The 16744-nt window shown below is 42.8% G+C and carries 13 protein-coding genes; 4 read left to right on the top strand and 9 right to left on the bottom strand.

Features of this window, described 5'->3' with window-relative positions:
- Positions 1-14: 14 nt before the first annotated feature.
- The 4 genes from MKY19_RS07935 to MKY19_RS07920 form a co-directional block, all read right to left on the bottom strand.
- On the bottom strand, positions 15-848 hold the full coding sequence (locus MKY19_RS07935) for a carbohydrate ABC transporter permease (RefSeq protein ID WP_042186110.1): 834 nt from the start codon (positions 846-848) through the stop codon (positions 15-17).
- Between the two features lie 3 nt (positions 849-851).
- Positions 852-1733 carry a sugar ABC transporter permease gene (locus MKY19_RS07930; RefSeq protein ID WP_042186108.1) on the bottom strand — a complete coding sequence of 294 codons (882 nt, stop codon included), beginning with the start codon at positions 1731-1733 and terminating at the stop codon, positions 852-854.
- 129 nt (positions 1734-1862) lie between these two features.
- Positions 1863-3233, bottom strand: coding sequence for an extracellular solute-binding protein (locus tag MKY19_RS07925; protein ID WP_339801861.1), 1371 nt, complete (start codon positions 3231-3233; stop codon positions 1863-1865).
- A gap of 319 nt (positions 3234-3552) precedes the next feature.
- The gene (locus tag MKY19_RS07920; protein WP_042186104.1) at positions 3553-4332 is read right to left on the bottom strand and encodes a response regulator; all 780 of its coding nucleotides are present in this window, start codon (positions 4330-4332) and stop codon (positions 3553-3555) included.
- A 302-nt stretch (positions 4333-4634) separates the two neighbouring features.
- Here MKY19_RS07920 and MKY19_RS07915 point away from each other — a divergent pair, with 302 nt between their 5' ends.
- The 4 genes from MKY19_RS07915 to MKY19_RS07900 all read left to right on the top strand — a co-directional run bounded on the left by MKY19_RS07915 (position 4635) and on the right by MKY19_RS07900 (position 9171).
- Positions 4635-5585 carry a 1,4-beta-xylanase gene (locus MKY19_RS07915; protein WP_339801857.1) on the top strand — a complete coding sequence of 317 codons (951 nt, stop codon included), beginning with the start codon at positions 4635-4637 and terminating at the stop codon, positions 5583-5585.
- 22 nt (positions 5586-5607) lie between these two features.
- On the top strand, positions 5608-6822 hold the full coding sequence (locus tag MKY19_RS07910; protein WP_339801855.1) for an AGE family epimerase/isomerase: 1215 nt from the start codon (positions 5608-5610) through the stop codon (positions 6820-6822).
- On the top strand, positions 6822-7994 hold the full coding sequence (locus MKY19_RS07905; protein WP_339801852.1) for a glycosidase: 1173 nt from the start codon (positions 6822-6824) through the stop codon (positions 7992-7994). The genes MKY19_RS07910 and MKY19_RS07905 overlap by 1 nt, the downstream gene beginning before the upstream one ends.
- Positions 7995-8268: 274 nt before the next feature.
- The gene (locus MKY19_RS07900) at positions 8269-9171 is read left to right on the top strand and encodes a manganese catalase family protein (RefSeq protein ID WP_076284263.1); all 903 of its coding nucleotides are present in this window, start codon (positions 8269-8271) and stop codon (positions 9169-9171) included.
- A gap of 62 nt (positions 9172-9233) precedes the next feature.
- Here MKY19_RS07900 and MKY19_RS07895 read toward each other — a convergent pair whose 3' ends face one another.
- The 5 genes from MKY19_RS07895 to MKY19_RS07875 form a co-directional block, all read right to left on the bottom strand.
- On the bottom strand, positions 9234-9794 hold the full coding sequence (locus MKY19_RS07895; protein ID WP_339801847.1) for a GNAT family protein: 561 nt from the start codon (positions 9792-9794) through the stop codon (positions 9234-9236).
- Positions 9795-9852: 58 nt separating this feature from the next.
- Positions 9853-10917, bottom strand: a complete 1065-nt coding sequence (locus tag MKY19_RS07890) for a LacI family DNA-binding transcriptional regulator (protein WP_339801843.1) — start codon at positions 10915-10917, stop codon at positions 9853-9855.
- 45 nt (positions 10918-10962) lie between these two features.
- On the bottom strand, positions 10963-12270 hold the full coding sequence (locus MKY19_RS07885) for an ABC transporter substrate-binding protein (protein WP_081382962.1): 1308 nt from the start codon (positions 12268-12270) through the stop codon (positions 10963-10965).
- A 22-nt stretch (positions 12271-12292) separates the two neighbouring features.
- Positions 12293-14173 carry a sensor histidine kinase gene (locus tag MKY19_RS07880; protein ID WP_339801839.1) on the bottom strand — a complete coding sequence of 627 codons (1881 nt, stop codon included), beginning with the start codon at positions 14171-14173 and terminating at the stop codon, positions 12293-12295.
- A 164-nt stretch (positions 14174-14337) separates the two neighbouring features.
- Positions 14338-16515, bottom strand: a complete 2178-nt coding sequence (locus MKY19_RS07875) for a methyl-accepting chemotaxis protein (protein ID WP_076284267.1) — start codon at positions 16513-16515, stop codon at positions 14338-14340.
- Positions 16516-16744: the final 229 nt, after the last annotated feature.

Raw genomic sequence — 16744 nt, 5'->3', positions numbered from 1 at the left:
ATCTACTACTAAGCTTACTTAACGGAACCTTGCGAAAATCCATTGTAGATATACTTTTGCAACGCGGTAAACACAACCAATGTCGGAATAATCGCGATCATAATCGCCGCACATATTACTTCCCACTGCGATCCATATGGACCTTTAAACTTAAAGAGTGCTGTGGAGATCGTTTGGAGATCTGTTTTCGGCATATATAGGAAAGGAGTGTAAAAATCGTTATAAATATTTACGCCCTTCACAATAATTACTGTTACAATTGCCGGTTTCAGCAGTGGCAAAATAATTCTCCAATAAATCGTCCAATACGAAGCCCCGTCCAGCATCGCGGATTCATCCAGTGACTCGGAAATCGAATCCAGAAACTGCATGAAAATATATACAGCGATAATATCCGTACCGAGGTACATCACGATGGGTGCCCATCTGGTATTAAACAAGCCCAAGTGATTGATGATTTGGAAGGTTGCCACTTGCGTTGTAACACCCGGAATCAGGGTAGCAATCAGAAACATACTGATAAGAACTTTACTGCCTTTAAATTTGAAGCGGGATAAAATATAAGCCATCATCGAACCCGTCAGCGTTGCACCCAGGATAGAGATCACAACGATAATGACAGTGTTTTTAAATCCTAGAAGCATTTTGCCATCAACAAAAGCCTTAGTGTAGTTGGAGAAATTCAGCCAATTCTCTGGTAGCGTTAACGGTCCGGTTGAAGCGTATTCCGGCCCTGTTTTTAATGAGGCAAAAAATACAACTACGATAGGTATCAATGCTGCAAGTGCTCCCAAAATCAAGGTGAGATATTTGAATATACTAGCAGTGGTATATTTTACAGAATGCATAGTTTATTTCTCCTCCTTGATCAGAACGCGCTGCAAAATAGTAACTACTATAACGATACCCAGCAAAACTACGGCCATCGCTGAAGCCAATCCAACTTTGCTATATTTGAACGCTACATCGACTGTCTGAATAACAAATGTGCTACTTCCGTTAGATCCGCCTGTCATGACGTATGGAATTTCAAACACACCAATAGCGCCACTGACCGCAAGAATCAGGTTCAATTGCAGAATACGTTTAATACTTGGCAAAATAATATGCATAAACTGATGCCATCTGTTTGCACCATCAATCTCAGCAGCTTCATAAATATCCGAACCGATCGAGGAAATAGCCCCAAGGAAGATCAGGAAGTTCATCCCCATGTATCTCCACAGTGACGCACCTGCGAGCGAGAAGTTAATCAAATTCGGATTGAGCAGCCACTTCTGCTGTAAACCGCTGAGTCCGAGCAGGTTAAGAATCGTATCTAGCGTTCCATCTGGTTTGAAAAAGAACAAAAAGATAAAGCCGATCGCTACACCGTTTAGCAAGGTTGGGAAGAACAAAATCCCTTTGAATAAATTTTTCATGCGAACACTAAAGCTCAGTATGGTTGCAAAATACAAAGCAAGTGCCATCTGAATAAAGGTAGTGAAGAAATAATACAAGCTGACCTTAAATACGGAAAAATACTCCGGTTTCGTAAAAATGGTTTTGTAGTTTTCTAACCCAACGTACTCCATATTTTTACTTAGGCCATTCCAGCTGGTGAAGCTGTACCGAAACATACTGATTACTGGATAATAAGCAAATGTGAGTAGTAATACGATCGGCACTAATGAGAACAAGCATATGATGGCAATCCGTTGATTTTTGTAACTCAAATTCGAAAACTTGAACACCCGATACACCTCCAGAAAAGCATCCTCATTTATTTATGACTCGTTTAAATGTGAAGGGGGAAATGCCCGTTAGCATATCCCCTCCCACATCCACTACCGTCTATAGCATTTAAGAAAGCTTATAGTTGTTTACTGTGCTGTGACTTTAGCGCGAGCGGCTTTCCACTTGTCGTTGAGGTCCTTCATGATGTCATCATAGGATTCTTTTCTGTTGCCAATTGCGGCTTCAATAATCCGTTTCTTGAAGTCTGGTTGCCAAGCACCGATTTCGGCTTGTTTGTCGATTTCATCAGACCAGCCTTCTTCGCCGGCTTTAGCAGCTGCAAGTGTATCAAAGGTTACTTCAGTACCTTCATATTGTTTCAGAATTTCTGGAAGCTCTGCACCGATAGCCGGGCTCATACCGCCACCTTCAGTCGTTGGGTAGCCAGATTCGTTAATGAACCAATCCACCCAAGCTCTAGCAGCTTCTTTGTTTTTACTATGAACGCTGACACCCAGATTGTAGTCACCAGCAAGTGGTACAAGGATTTTATCTGCATTCGTAGGGAATGGCATAAAGCCAACATCATCTGGATTCGTTGCTAAACCTTTGATTTGACCGATTGCCCAAGATCCAAGGACCATCGTGCCGATTTTTCCGTTAGCCAGATTCGCTTTGGAAGATTCCCAGTCTGTAGTCGTCGGATCTTCTTCAATCAAACCTTTTTGTGCTGCATCGTACAGGATTTTGTACAGCTCATAGTGAGGTTGACCTGGAACATAGTTATCGTCGCTAGCCACTTGACCAATGTTCACATAATCACGGTTACCAGCTACTGTAGCCAGATCCGCTTCCCATTGGGTCAATGTCCAGCCAGCTGCGTAGTTTGTGTACAGAGGCACAGCTTTCGTTTTATCTTTAACAGATTGCAGAGCAGTTAAGAATTGTTCAGGCGTTCTTGGAACCTCTGTAATCCCGGCATCTTTAAAGACTTGTTTGTTGTAAATAATACCGTTAAAGTTGATGGTCATTGGAATTCCGTAAGCCATTCCATCTACTGCTCGTTCTTCCACACCTGTATATTGTTTTTGCATATCTTCGAGTGTACCCAGTGGTTCGAAGAAATCGGGAATATCTTTAATAGCTATGCTTGTAGGTAACAACAGAACGTCGCCATAGTCACTAGTGCTCATGCGAATTTTAATTTGATCTTCGTAAGTAGCAAGCGCTTCAAAGTTTACTTTTACATCAGGATATTTCTCATTGAACTTAGCCGCATACTCTTTGAATACGGTATCAACAATATCCGTTCTTTGCGTAATAACCGTGATATCCCCTTTAATATCCTTGGCTGCTGCATCATCAGCCGGAGCTGCCGTCGCCTCTGTTGAGGATCCATTGCTTCCTGTGTTTTTAGCGCCTTCATTGTTGGTGTTGTTGTTTGAGGAACAACCGCTAAACAATCCTGCCATAAGTGTCAGTGCCATCAAGCCCATCATTGTTTTGCCTTTTTTCATGCTTTTACGACCCCTCTCTTCAATTCGACTCTAATTTGGTTTAATAACAAAAATAATAACTTTTATCATCACTATCAATTTAATAGAGTAATCACTAGTATCAAACTCACTGAAATACTCTTAAAAAAAAGTGATGATATCGCTTACAAACTCATTATAGATCTATTTTTAACGCAAAACGATGGTTTGAATTGCTTTTTCTGGTCTTGTATTTGTTATTTTTGTTTTTATTATGGTGTTTTTATTATCTAATTTATTGAAAATAACCACAAAAAAAGAGAGCTTATCGCTCTCCTAAATAATAGCTTCCTATATAGGACTAAAACTCACGTTCCATTTTCGGTAATTTACAGCCACTTTTGTAATCCTTAGGTGTCATACCACACATTTTCTTGAACAATTTATTAAAATAAACCGGATCACTATAGCCAACCTTATCGGCAATTTCATAATTTTTTAAGTCGGGATGCTCGATCAGCAATTCTTTCGCCTTAGTAATACGAATCCGAATTAGATAATCGGTGATGGTTTGCCCCGTCTTTATTTTAAACAACCGGCTGAGGTAGCTCGCATTCATACCGACGGTCTCCGCCAAACGCTCAAGTTCGAAGTTCTGATCATACTCCCTCTCCAGTATGCTTTTAGTCTGTTCAACTACGTAATGCTCTCCACCATCTGCCGCTTGAGAGAACATCTCCTCCTGCTCTGTGACGTTCTTTTTCTTTGTATCCTCTACTCTCTTGAGCAATTCATATAGCTGAGTCTTATCAATAGGTTTTAGTAAATAATCCATCACCCCATGGCGGATTGCTCGGCGGGCATATTCAAATTCACTAAAACCGCTAAGAACGGCAATAGGTATATCCTCCATATGTCCTCTAACCTGTTCAATCAACATAAAGCCATCCATTCTAGGCATTTTGATATCTGTAATAAGCAGATCAATGTCATCTCGGGATAACTTTTCAAAATGCTCCCAGGCTTCCACCCCGTTACCGTAGGATCCAATTACATGTACATCTAGCTCCATCCTCGATGTGATTTTTTCGAGCCCCCTGCGAATGACCTCCTCGTCGTCCGCAATCATAACATTTATCATTTGAGCACTTCCCTCCAGTTGTATCTGCCAGTTATTATGATTGCTCCATCATCACGAATAGAATTCTTCCTATGTATTACGTCAATGTACGATTACACTCTTTTATAGTCTTGTATTTACTATAACGAAAGTTATTCTAATTTCCCAGCTGCAACTATAAATTGTCCTTGAAATCATCTTCGAAAAAGTATATAACTGAATTAAGTTGTTATTATAAACTAACAAATTAATAATAACTATATAACAAAATTATTTTACTAATTATTCTCTTTTCTATTTTCAATGTAAGGTGGGGATTCTCGATGATATTTAACAACGAATACATTGCAGGCATAACCTGGGGCTTCTCGGGTACACGTGGTTCATGGAAAACGGAAGAAGCGGAACGTTCGATGGAACTCATGTCTTCAGTCACTGGAGCGAACTGGACGGCCATTGCCTTTAGTGCGCTTCAAGCTACCGCTCATTCTACGGAAATTCCCTATGGGGAGGCGCCAACCGTTACCGACGAAGAAGTGCAACAGTCCATCAGTAAAGCGAAGTCACTGCAGCTAAAGGTATGCCTGAAGCCGATCGTTAATTGCGCGGACGGAACTTGGCGTGCTCACATTAACTTTTTCGATAAGGATGTTCCTTGCGAGCCTAAATGGTCTGAGTGGTTCAGCTCTTATACTAAATTTATTCTGCATTATGCTGCTATTGCTGAAGAAACAGGCTGTGAGATGTTCTGTATCGGCTGCGAGCTTGTACAAACGGATAGACGAGAAACCGAATGGCGTACGCTTATTGCCGAGGTTCGGAAGGTTTACTCAGGAATTCTTACTTATAATTGCGATAAGTATCAGGAGGATAACGTGACCTGGTGGGATGCGCTCGATGTGATTTCTTCAAGTGGATATTATCCAGCTAACGATTGGGAAGCTCAGCTCGACCGGATTGAGCATGTGGTGAGATCACAGAATAAGCCATTCTTTTTCATGGAAGCGGGTTGCCCAAGCCGAAGCGGGAGTGCGGCGATTCCTAATGATTGGACCTTGAAGGGTGAACCAAGTCAAGCAGAACAAAGCAAATTCTATCAGGCAATGTTTCAAGGCTGTGAGCGCAGAGATTGGGTTCAGGGCTTTATGCTTTGGGATTGGCCTACTCATCTTTATCCAATTCATGAAGCAGAACACAATGATGATTATTGTATGTATGGCAAACAAGCCGCTGGGATCATCAACGATTACTTCACCTCGAAAATCAATAAGTAATGTGAGGAGTGACTACTTACCAATGATTAATTCACCAGAATTATGGTTGACCCAGCTTGAGGATGAGCTACAGGGTAATATTCTTAGTTTTTGGATGAAACAGACGAAGGACGAAATCAATGGCGGTTTTGTTGGTGAAATCGACAATCAGCTGAACATTGCACCTGACGCGGAGAAAAGCCTTGTGCTTAATGCCCGTATTCTTTGGTCCTTTGCCAGCGCTTACCGGATCTACGGCAAGACAGAATATCTGGCCATGGCAGAGCGTGCCTATGCCTATTTGATGGATCATTTCATCGATAAGGAGTATGGCGGATTATACTGGATGGTGAATGCTGAAGGCAAACCTTCTCAGGAGAAAAAACAGATCTATGGTCAAGCTTTTGCTATCTACGCATTGGCTGAATTCTACCGCGCGACTGGACGGCCTGAGGTGTTAGATGAGGCTATTCAAATATTCCATCTTGTTGAGAAATATGGCTATGATTCAACTTATAAAGGTTATGTTGAAGCTTTATCTCGGGAATGGCAAATCACGGATAACCTCAGTCTTAGCAGCAAGGACTTGAATGAGAAAAAATCAATGAACACGCATCTACACGTGTTGGAAGCGTATACCGGACTTTATCGAGTATGGAAGTCAGAGGAGTTGGCGAGTACGCTGGCTGAGCTAATCGAAACGATGCTGGACCATATCATTGATAACGAAGGCAAGCATTTTCATCTTTTCTTAGATGAGGCATGGAATGTAAAGTCAGATATTATCTCCTATGGACATGATATCGAAGGCAGCTGGCTGCTTGTGGAAGCCGCAGAAATACTTGGCGAAGAAAAGCTGCTACAGCGTGTTCGAACCGTCGCTATCTCCATGGCAGAAGCTGTTCTTGCAGAAGGTATAGATACCGATGGCGGGATATGGAATGAAGCTGATCCGAGCGGATTGCTAAGCAAAGATAAAGATTGGTGGCCGCAAGCGGAGGCGGTTGTTGGATTCTATAATGCTTATCAGCTGACCGGTGACAGCAAATTTAACGAGGCTGCCCAAGCCTCCTGGACTTTTATCGATAAATATATGGTGGATCACAAACTAGGCGAATGGTACTGGGGCGTGGACGAGAACCATCTGCCCCTCCCTCACGCAACCAAGGTTAGTGCCTGGAAATGCCCTTATCATAACAGCAGAGCCTGCTTCGAAATGATCGCACGACTGAATTCAACCCTAAAGGAGACTGTATAATGTCATCGTTATTTCATGAACGCAAACAACAATTAACAGAACGTTATGAAGCGCTGATCACCCGTAACAATGAAAAGCTCCCTTATGGAAACGGTATTTATGACCGTTATGCTTATCCACTGCTTACCGCTGAGCACGCTCCTCTAATCTGGCGTTACGACTTCAACCCTGACACTAATCCTTACTTCGCTGAAAGAATCGGCGTCAACGGCGTTTTCAACCCGGGTGCCATTGCACTGAACGGCAAATTCTATCTCGTTGCCCGTGTTGAAGGCAATGACCGCAAATCTTTTTTTGCTGTAGCAGAAAGCGACAATGGCGTAGACGGCTTCCGCTTCTGGGATCATCCAGTCGTGTTGCCTGAGACAGAAGTTCCGGATATCAACGTTTACGACATGCGCTTAGTAAGTCATGAAGATGGCTGGATCTATGGCCTCTTTTGTACAGAACGTAAAGATCCAGACGCCCCACACGGTGACCTTTCCAGTGCAGTAGCACAATGTGGTATAGTTCGCACAAAGGATCTGAAGACCTGGGAACGTCTGGCCGATCTTAAGACAGGTTCTGCTCAACAGCGCAATGTCGTGCTCCACCCTGAATTTGTGGATGGAAAATACGCCTTCTACACTCGCCCACAGGATGGCTTTATTGATGCAGGCTCCGGTGGCGGTATTGGCTGGGGACTCTCGGATACGATTGAGGATGCCGTGATTACAAGTGAGACAATCATGGATGAGCGCCACTACCATACCATCAAGGAAGTTAAGAATGGCCAAGGTCCAGCTCCAATCAAAACACCAAAAGGCTGGTTGCATATCGCACACGGTGTGCGAAACACTGCCGCTGGGCTTAGATACGTCCTTTATGCCTTTTTATCTGATCTGGAGGAGCCAAACAAAGTCACACATTCACCAGGCGGTCATTTCATCGCACCAGACGGTGAAGAACGTGTCGGTGATGTCTCCAACGTTGTATTCTGTAACGGTGTAATTGCACGCGATAACGGTGAGATCTATATCTACTACGCTTCCTCCGACACCCGCATCCATGTAGCAACAACTACGGTTGATCAAATGTTAGATTACGTACTGAACACACCAGAAGATCCACTCCGCTCTTATGCTTGTGTAGAGCAACGTATCGCCCTCATCGATCGTAATTTAGCGCTGTAAATAAGAGTTCAGAGTCCTTAAAAATCAACAGAGCAGCGATTCTCCTTAATGGAGGGTCGCTGCTCTGCGTTTTTGATCATTCTGTGTCCCCTAGCACGTTACTATGGGTATTTGATAGTGTTTACTAATGCTCTTTCGACTTGTAAATCTGTTCATCGATACTCCCTTATTGTTGATAAATATCCATACTTTTTAGCCGTTTAATGATTAATTCCTATAGATTAAGCTCAAAATAGCTCAGTAATCCCCTAACTCCAAGGAGGCTGAGATATAAATGTTCAAACGTATGGATGAGATCATGATCGAAATTCCTGAAGTTGAGAAGCCAGATCCCAATGCTGCTGCCGCTGTACAAGAACTGCTTGGCGGAAAGTTTGGAGAAATGTCGACCCTTAACAATTATCTCTATCAATCCTTTAATTTCCGTTCAAAAGACAAACTGAAACCCTTTTATGATTTGGTGATGAGTATAACAGCGGAAGAGCTAGGCCATGTGGAGCTAGTTTCGCATGCCATCAACAAATGCCTTCGAGGGTCAACAAGTTATAAAGAGCCAGATTCCACCCCTCTAGGTTCCGTAAAAGATGCGCGTTTATCCTATCACTTTCTGGCGGGGGCTCAAGGTGCTATGCCTTTTGATTCAACGGGGAATCCATGGACCGGAGCAAATGTATTTAATAGCGGCAACCTAGTGGAAGATCTGCTACATAACTTCTTCCTCGAATGTGGAGCCAGAACACATAAAATGAAAGTTTACGAAATGACGGACCATCCAGCTGCACGCGCTGTAGTCGGATTCCTCTTAGTGCGCGGTGGCGTCCATGTGGTCGCTTATGCCAAAGCCATCGAAATCGCAACAGGTGTTAATGTAACGAAACTAGTGCCTGTTCCTTCGTTAAATAACAAATCGTTTAGTGAAGCGAAGAAATATGAGGAGAAAGGTGTGCATACAAAGCTGTACACCTGGAGTGACAGTGACTTCGGCGCCATCGATCAGATTTGGAAGGGAACCCACCCAGAGGATAACCTCCCTCTTGAAGTTATTAAGGGAGCACCTAAAGGCTTCCCGATCCCCGTAGCTCCTGCAGTCGAAGAGGAGTTCGCCCCAGGAATCTCCCCCGAAGACTTTAAAGAAATTGCCAAACGCCTCAAAATGGCTGGAAATATTACAGAATAATATTTAACGTGAATCTGGTGAGGAATTTACGCAGCGTCTTCCTCACCATAGGTTCACTTTTTTTAATTGTACAAAGCCCGATATTCATCCTCCAGCATAGACATCAGAATCATGTTATGAAATTCTCCGTCTACATAAAGAGCATCCCGCTCCACACCATCGTGCTTGAAACCAAGCTTCTCATAGACATGAATGGCTCTTGGATTAAAAGGATATACACCCAGATGGATACGATGCAGCTTCAAGGCTTCAAAGCCATATCGCAGCATTTGAGTCATAGCCTCAGTACCGTAACCCTTCCCTCTATGTTCATGACTACGAATCCCAATTCGAATATTTGCGCTACGGTTGTCCGGATCTATTTCGTTCAGAACCACTTCTCCAATAAGCTCATCCGTTTCCTTGACGATAATCATAAGATCCACACGATCCTCAGCTGGAACACTAATCTTTCGAATCCAAGCCGATGTTTGCTCGCGAGAGATTCCCCCTTGCGACCCTGTTAGACGACCCATCTCATCATCAAGTAAAAATATGTAATAGGCCTCCAGATCGGACTCTCCTACACCACGCAGATGAATATTTTCGCCTTCGATCTTTGGTATTGCAACTGCTTCTGACATAACTGAGTCCCCCTAACCAAAATTCCATGGCTTTCAATTATTTTTAATCGGCTAATTTCTATTCTCTCGGTATATCCACAGAATCACGATGCACTATGTCTGCTGCAATCAGGATCTTCTCCAATGGTGCAGAGGGATGCCCAATCCGACTTAGCAGTTTCTCCACTGCCGCCCGGCCCATCGCTTCTTTAGGGACATGTACAGTAGTAAGCGGCGGAACGCCTCTTGAGGCATCCTCAATATTATCAAAGCCCGTGACCGAGATATCCCCTGGAATATTAAGACCTTCTGCCTTCAGGATATCACTGACCGTAAGTGCTGTTTTGTCATTGGCGCAGACCAAAGCGGTTGGGAGTGTCTTAGCTTTTTTCCGCTTCATGACCCAATTTTTAAAATCCTCTTGGAATACATCTTCCTCCACCCCTTCTAAAAAGAGATTCGCATCATCTTCCAAAGGCAGTCTTATCCCACTCTCCTCCAGCGCACTCCGGAAGCCAATCCATCGATCCCTAAAACTGCGTGAAAATCCAATATTCCCGATAAAATGCATTTGTGTATGGCCTGTCCCCATCAAATGATTAGTAAGTCGAGCCATGGAATCCACATTGTTCGCGAATACAGTATCACTTGGAATTAATGGATCTTCATGGTCAATCAACACCATCGGCAGACCGATGCGATGTACCTCAAGTAGTAAGGAAGTGGAGATTTCGCCCACACCTACCAAACCAAGAATCCCGCTTGGGTTCAGGATATTCACGAAATTATCCGCACGATTCTCAGAGATGATCACCATTCCAAGTCCTTCTTGATCCAGCGCAAGGGCAATACCGTCCACAATTTTTCCCCAATACAAGGAATCCTGAGTTTGCGAGCGGATATTCGGCATTAATACAAGCACAGATTGCTTATTCCGATCACTCCCCCCTACCGGAGGAGTCCGCTTGACACCTTGGACAAAAGCATTTTTTTGCGTAAAATAGCCTAACTGCGAAGCCGCTTGAATCACTCGTTCTCTGGTCGTCTCATTAACGCCAGCTTTACCAGAAAGTGACTTGGAGACAACAAATTTGGATACACCGAGATGATCAGCTATTTTTTGCATGGTGACCTTTTTAGCCATATTAAACCCTCCAGAGATTGTAATAAAATTAATGTTAAACTAAAGTTAAGGCTGAGAAGTTACCTGTGTAGCTACCCGCGCTTCCGTCCATTTTGCATTTAATTCGTCAAAAGACTTTTGTAAATCAGGCGCAGCAAGTAACTCTTGAATATAATCTCCGGACCAAAAGGACAGCTTAGCTCCATTTGCCAGATCGATGAACGCATCACTTTGTACCGTGCCATAAACCAGCTTAGGTTCATAAGATAGAAATTCACGGTACTGCGGCATAAAAGGGTTCAGACTACCATCAGCAGGAAGGAATCCCCAATCATCTGAATACGAAGTCTCTTTTACAAAAAAATTCAACCAAGCCATTGCAAGCTCTTTATTCTTACTGTATTTGCTAACACCCACGAACCAGTCTGGATTGATCGGCGCATAGTGAGTACTGCTATTATCATAAGGAAATGGGAAGAATCCGATATCATCTGGTGAAGCCCCCACATCAAGCACTTGACCAACCGCCCAATTTCCAAGCAAATACATGCCAGCTTGACCTTTAGCGAGTCTAGTCTTAGAGATCTCCCAATTGTTCGAGAAAAGTTCATTCTCTACATAACCTTTAGCAATTAAGGTTCGAGCAATGGAAATGGATTTCCCCCACTCATTATCAAGCTGCCATGGACTATCCTCATTTACCATATTATTTAGATACTCAGGGTTGCCTGTCATATAATTGACCAGACTATTTCCCCATTCACGCAGTGGCCAGACGGCTCCATAATTCATATACAGCGGGATAATTCCAGCCTCTTTTAATTTAGCGCAAGCTTCGTAGAATTGATCCAGTGTCTGTGGAACCGCGGTAATTCCTGCTTTTTCGAAGGACCTTTTATTATAGACAATCCCTACCGTGGTAGTTCCCGTAGATAGCCCATATCGCTTACCATCATAAGTAGCAAAAGAAGTGAAGCGCTCACTAGCCGAAGTTTCTTCATCCAACGGTTCGAAAAAATAATCCAGTTCCTTTGATGGAAGATTCACAGGAAGCAAAAGTACATCTCCGGCGTCCTTGGTGGACAGTCTTACCAGAATGTCCGTTGCGTAATTGGATAAACCTTCAAATTCAACATTCGCTTCGGGGTACTTTTGCTTAAATTGGTCTGCGTACCCTTGAAAGGTTCCGTTCTCAATCAGATCTATTCGATTGGTCATCATGACTATGGTGCCGGATAAGTCAGACTTCACCTCGTTTCCAACTGGAGGCACTGTAGATTCCGTCTGCTTGGTGTTGTTCTCACAGCCACTAATCGATAACAAAATGAGAAGCAGCAGTATGGTACGCGTAGTCCAGTGTAATCTCATCCCCATCAACGGACAGCCTCCTCTTATTTCAGTCAGATAATCTAATCATTTCCGGTTCCAGCAACGGCAGTGACAAAATAACATCCGTCCCTTGTCCAAGCTCACTATATACCTCAATTCCAAAAGCCGCTCCATAATGAAGGCGCACTCGCTGCTGTATATTTTTCATACCAATGCCCCCATTGATACTTTTCTTAGGAGGACTTTCTTTCTGCAGCCCATCGTTCAATCTCTCCAAAGTGATCTTATCCATTCCACAGCCATCGTCTTTAATATGAAAGAACAGCATTTGCTCAGTCATCTCACAACGGATACTTAAATGCATTTGTGGTTTATTATCATCCAAGCCATGATAAGCAGCATTCTCTATGATCGGCTGGAAGACCAGCTTGATAATAGAGTAATTATCTAACTCCTTCGGTACGTCGATCTCGAGTACGAAACGATTAGGGTAGCGACAGTTCAGCAGCTCAACATAATTGCGTACATATCCAAGCTCTTGCTTCATTGTCGTTTTGCCACTCAAATCACTTGTACTATACCGTAGCAGTTTACCTAAAATTGAGATCATGTCCGCAGCTTCAATATCATCATTGAGCTCAGCGGTCATTCGGATCGACTCCAGCGTATTATAGATAAAATGAGGATTAATCTGACTCTGCAGTGCGTGAAGCTCCGCTTCCTTCTTCTGTTCTTCAATTCGGTAGATATCCTGAATTAACTGCCTGATCCGAGCCAACATTCGATTAAACTGATGCCCGAGCAGACCAATCTCGTCACGCCGTCTAACCCTAAACATCACATCTAGATCGCCGCCCTGAACCTTTTTCATCAGTTGAATCATCTGCGATAGTGATTTAGTGAGTGCAAAGGAAAGGATAATGGAGATAATTAACGCAAGTACAATGATACTTAATGTAGCAGCGAGCGTTGTATTACGGGTTACCTTCACATCCCGCATTAGCACATCTACAGGAATCGAAATAATGGCCTTCCAATTGGTCTTGCTAGAGCTTGAGTAAATATTTAGAAAATCTTTTCCGTTGACTGTATCATAGAAACTCCCGGATTTCCCATCGACCCTTTTGAATAGCTCTGAATCAGATACATCCGTGGCAAGAAGTTTTTTGTCACTGTCGTACACGACCATCCCCATCTCATCAACGATCAAAGATCTGCCATGCGTTACTTTATCCAGCTCCGTAACCCGATTCTCCAAATTGCTAATATTCGCTTCAACCGCGATCAGCCCAATCGGATTTAACAAACCATCCACGATTTTGCGAACAACGGTAAAAGCATATCGAGTGCTCTGCAAATTACTCGTAAATGATTGGGTACCAAACAAAAGGGCCTCTCCGCTGGAATCCTTCGTCTGCTGACTCCAGTACTTATAGCTTTGATCGAGGTCGAGCCGTACTCCACCATCCTTGGCAGAATAATAACCATTCCCATGCGCGTCAAAAATATAAACCGTGTTCGCGCCTCGCTTAATATTATTAATAAATGAAATGTTGCCTTCTATGCCCCGCTGAATGGACAACAGTAAATCAAAATCTCCGGGTAACAATGTAGCACTGCCTGATTCGCCACCCATGATCTCTTTCTGCTCATGATAGTGGTTCGAACGAATTAAATTTTGTTTAATATCGTTCACATAGGCTGGCATAGATGAAATACGCTTCATATCTTCGATATAATCATCTACTCCATCCATCATTTGATCGATTAACTTCTCAGAATAAGCAATGGTGTTGCCCTGAATAGATTCTGAATAACTCTTATAAGTAAACACACTAATGAAGGTAAGCGGAAGGGTAATAATTATTAAAAAGACGAGGAGCAGCTTGCGTTCCATACTCATGTCCCCGATAACGGACCACCAGCCAAAGATGCGTTTACCTTTCATACGGTCCTTCTCCTTAACCCTTTTTTACCTAACTTGTTATTATTATTTACCTAACAAAATTATTATACGGGGAAGTCCTTCTTTACACAATAACAAAACCGCTTCCTCATAACGAAGAAGCGGTTTTGTTATGTAAATCATAAAAAAATTAGTTAGGGACCCACTTATTTTATCGTGAATAATGACAGTTTGTCCTTTAACTGTCCTGAAGCACTTTCCAGCTTACCTGACAATGAAACGAGTTGATCACTTACACTTTGTTGTTCATTACTGAGTGAAGCCACTTCTTCGGAAGTCGCTGATGATTGCTCAGCTACAGCACTTACGTTACCCATGGCTTCCGACAACACAACCTGTGAATGATTCAAGCTACTGATCGCTGTTGTCACCGATTCCAGACTAGTAATGAACTCATCCATCTGTCCTTTTACGGATACAAAGATATCGCTCGTGCTCTTCACTGAGCTTATTTGCTCTTTAAAGAGAGGTGCCACTTCAGATAATACAGCTTCCGTTTCGTTCATTTCCGTTATGATCTTGTCGGTGATTCCGGCTACAAGAGCAATAGACTGCTTCGATTGGTCGGCAAGCTGTCTTACCTCACCTGCTACCACCATAAAGCCCTTGCCAGCTTCGCCTGCACGTGCGGCTTCTATCGTCGCATTCAATGATAAAATATTCGTCTGCTGTGTGATACTCTTCATCACATCCAGCACCTTAATCACTGAGAATACTGTTTCTTTCAAATTGTTAACACGTTCTACAAGCGCACCTGTCTTTTCCCCAGTACGGCTAGTTTGATCCAGTAAATCCGTTAATTGCTTGGCACCTTGAGCACTAGCTTCTCCAACCCCGCGTGCTGCCTCATCCATCTCACTATTGGCACTAATCACGGTCTGCATTTGCGTAGCTATCACATCTGTAAGCTCATTACCACGTTCAGCTTCAAGTGCCAGACTGCCTGCTCCTCCAGCAATTTCTTCTGTAGCGGCTGCTATTTCCTTCGCGGAAATAGCTGTCTTACGCGAAGCTTCTCCAAGCTCGCCAGCGGTCTCTAGCACATCTCGTGCAGTTTCTCTAGTTTGCGATACAAGCTCAGTAATACGCTCCATCATCAAGTTAAAGGAGGCTGATAGTTGTCCAATCTCATCCTTAGACACATATTCTGTACGTACACTTAAATCTCCGCTTGCACCTTGAACCATTAGATCCTTCAATCGTGCCAGAGGGCGAGCAATCATACGAACCATCCAAATCCCAATAAATATCGCAAGCAATGCCGCACCGGCAGCCGTAATGAACGTCGTCAACAGAATCGGACGGGCTTCCTTCACTAGTTCTTCTGTAGGAACTACACCTGCGAGCTTCCAATCTGCCCGCATCATCGGATTAAAGACCGCCAGAATTTCTTTTCCGTTTGGATCTTTAGCTTCTAGGCTATTATTATTTTTCTTACTCTCTTTGATAAAAGAAAACTCCGATGACTTTCCATCGTCTAGCGGATTAGAAGAAGCCACTACTGTACCTTGCGGAGACACAAGTTGAATACGGGAGCCGTCTCCCAGCTTCACACTTGCGAAAGATTCTTCCAGCAGTGTATTCTTCAACACAAGCATAATCATGTATCCTTTATCTGCTCCCAGACTTTTAAGAGATCTTACCAAAGCAATATCTTTTTCTTCCGCTCCTTGAAGAGAGGTTGAAAACCAAATATTTTTAGAGTCGTTATTGTTAGCGTCTGAATAATAAGAATTATATTCTTTAGAATCGGCCACAATTTTCTTGAACCATTCTTGTTCTCGTAATCCATCAAAATAAATGCCACCACTGCCAGATGTAACAATTTCCTGTTCAAGTGACTCGGGAATCAATGCGACACTGAGAATATTAGAATCTGTTGTAGTCTGATTGGACAATTTCTTACTTATTGAGCTTGTTGCTTCAAATTTCTCGTAAGCAGTTTGTGCAGTAGCCATTGATCTAAGATCCGTTTGCAACTGCACATCAAAAAAGAGCTGCAATACCGTATTCTCATATTGCTTCAAGGTAATATCCAGCTTCTCAGCAGTCTGAACAATAGTCTGGCGGTAGGCTTCGGATACGTTATTCTTTATCGTTGTTTTTGCCTTCGAATAAGATATAAGTCCAAGTGACATAACTACGATTACAGTGGAACATAAGAATATTAGAAATAACTTCACACCGACGGATTGGATAGGATTAACTCTCTTGATTTGGCTTCCCCAACCCAACATCATTTTCTTAGCGTCTAACTTTGATGTCTTTCCTGTACCTACTTCATTGCTCTGTACATTTACGGATTTTTTATTGTTCTTCTTCATCTCTCTAACCTTCTCTCTTTATGCTTTTCACTAATACTATTTTGATCAGGATCCCCATCATGATCATCTACCCGCTAATATTAGAGGACATATGAAAGCGCTAACCATATTATATATCGGTTTATTAGGCCTTTTTTCTTAGCTTTACTATACTTTTTTTATAACTTTTAACCTATGTATTCTGAAACAAAAAAACTCCCTTCGTTCTACCCTCCTTTTGGATTTATTT

It is taken from the genome of Paenibacillus sp. FSL R5-0744, from assembly GCF_037972555.1.
Lineage (GTDB): Bacteria > Bacillota > Bacilli > Paenibacillales > Paenibacillaceae > Paenibacillus_AQ.
Note: the sequence above shows the minus strand (reverse complement) of the source record. Positions and strands in the feature narration are given on the sequence as shown.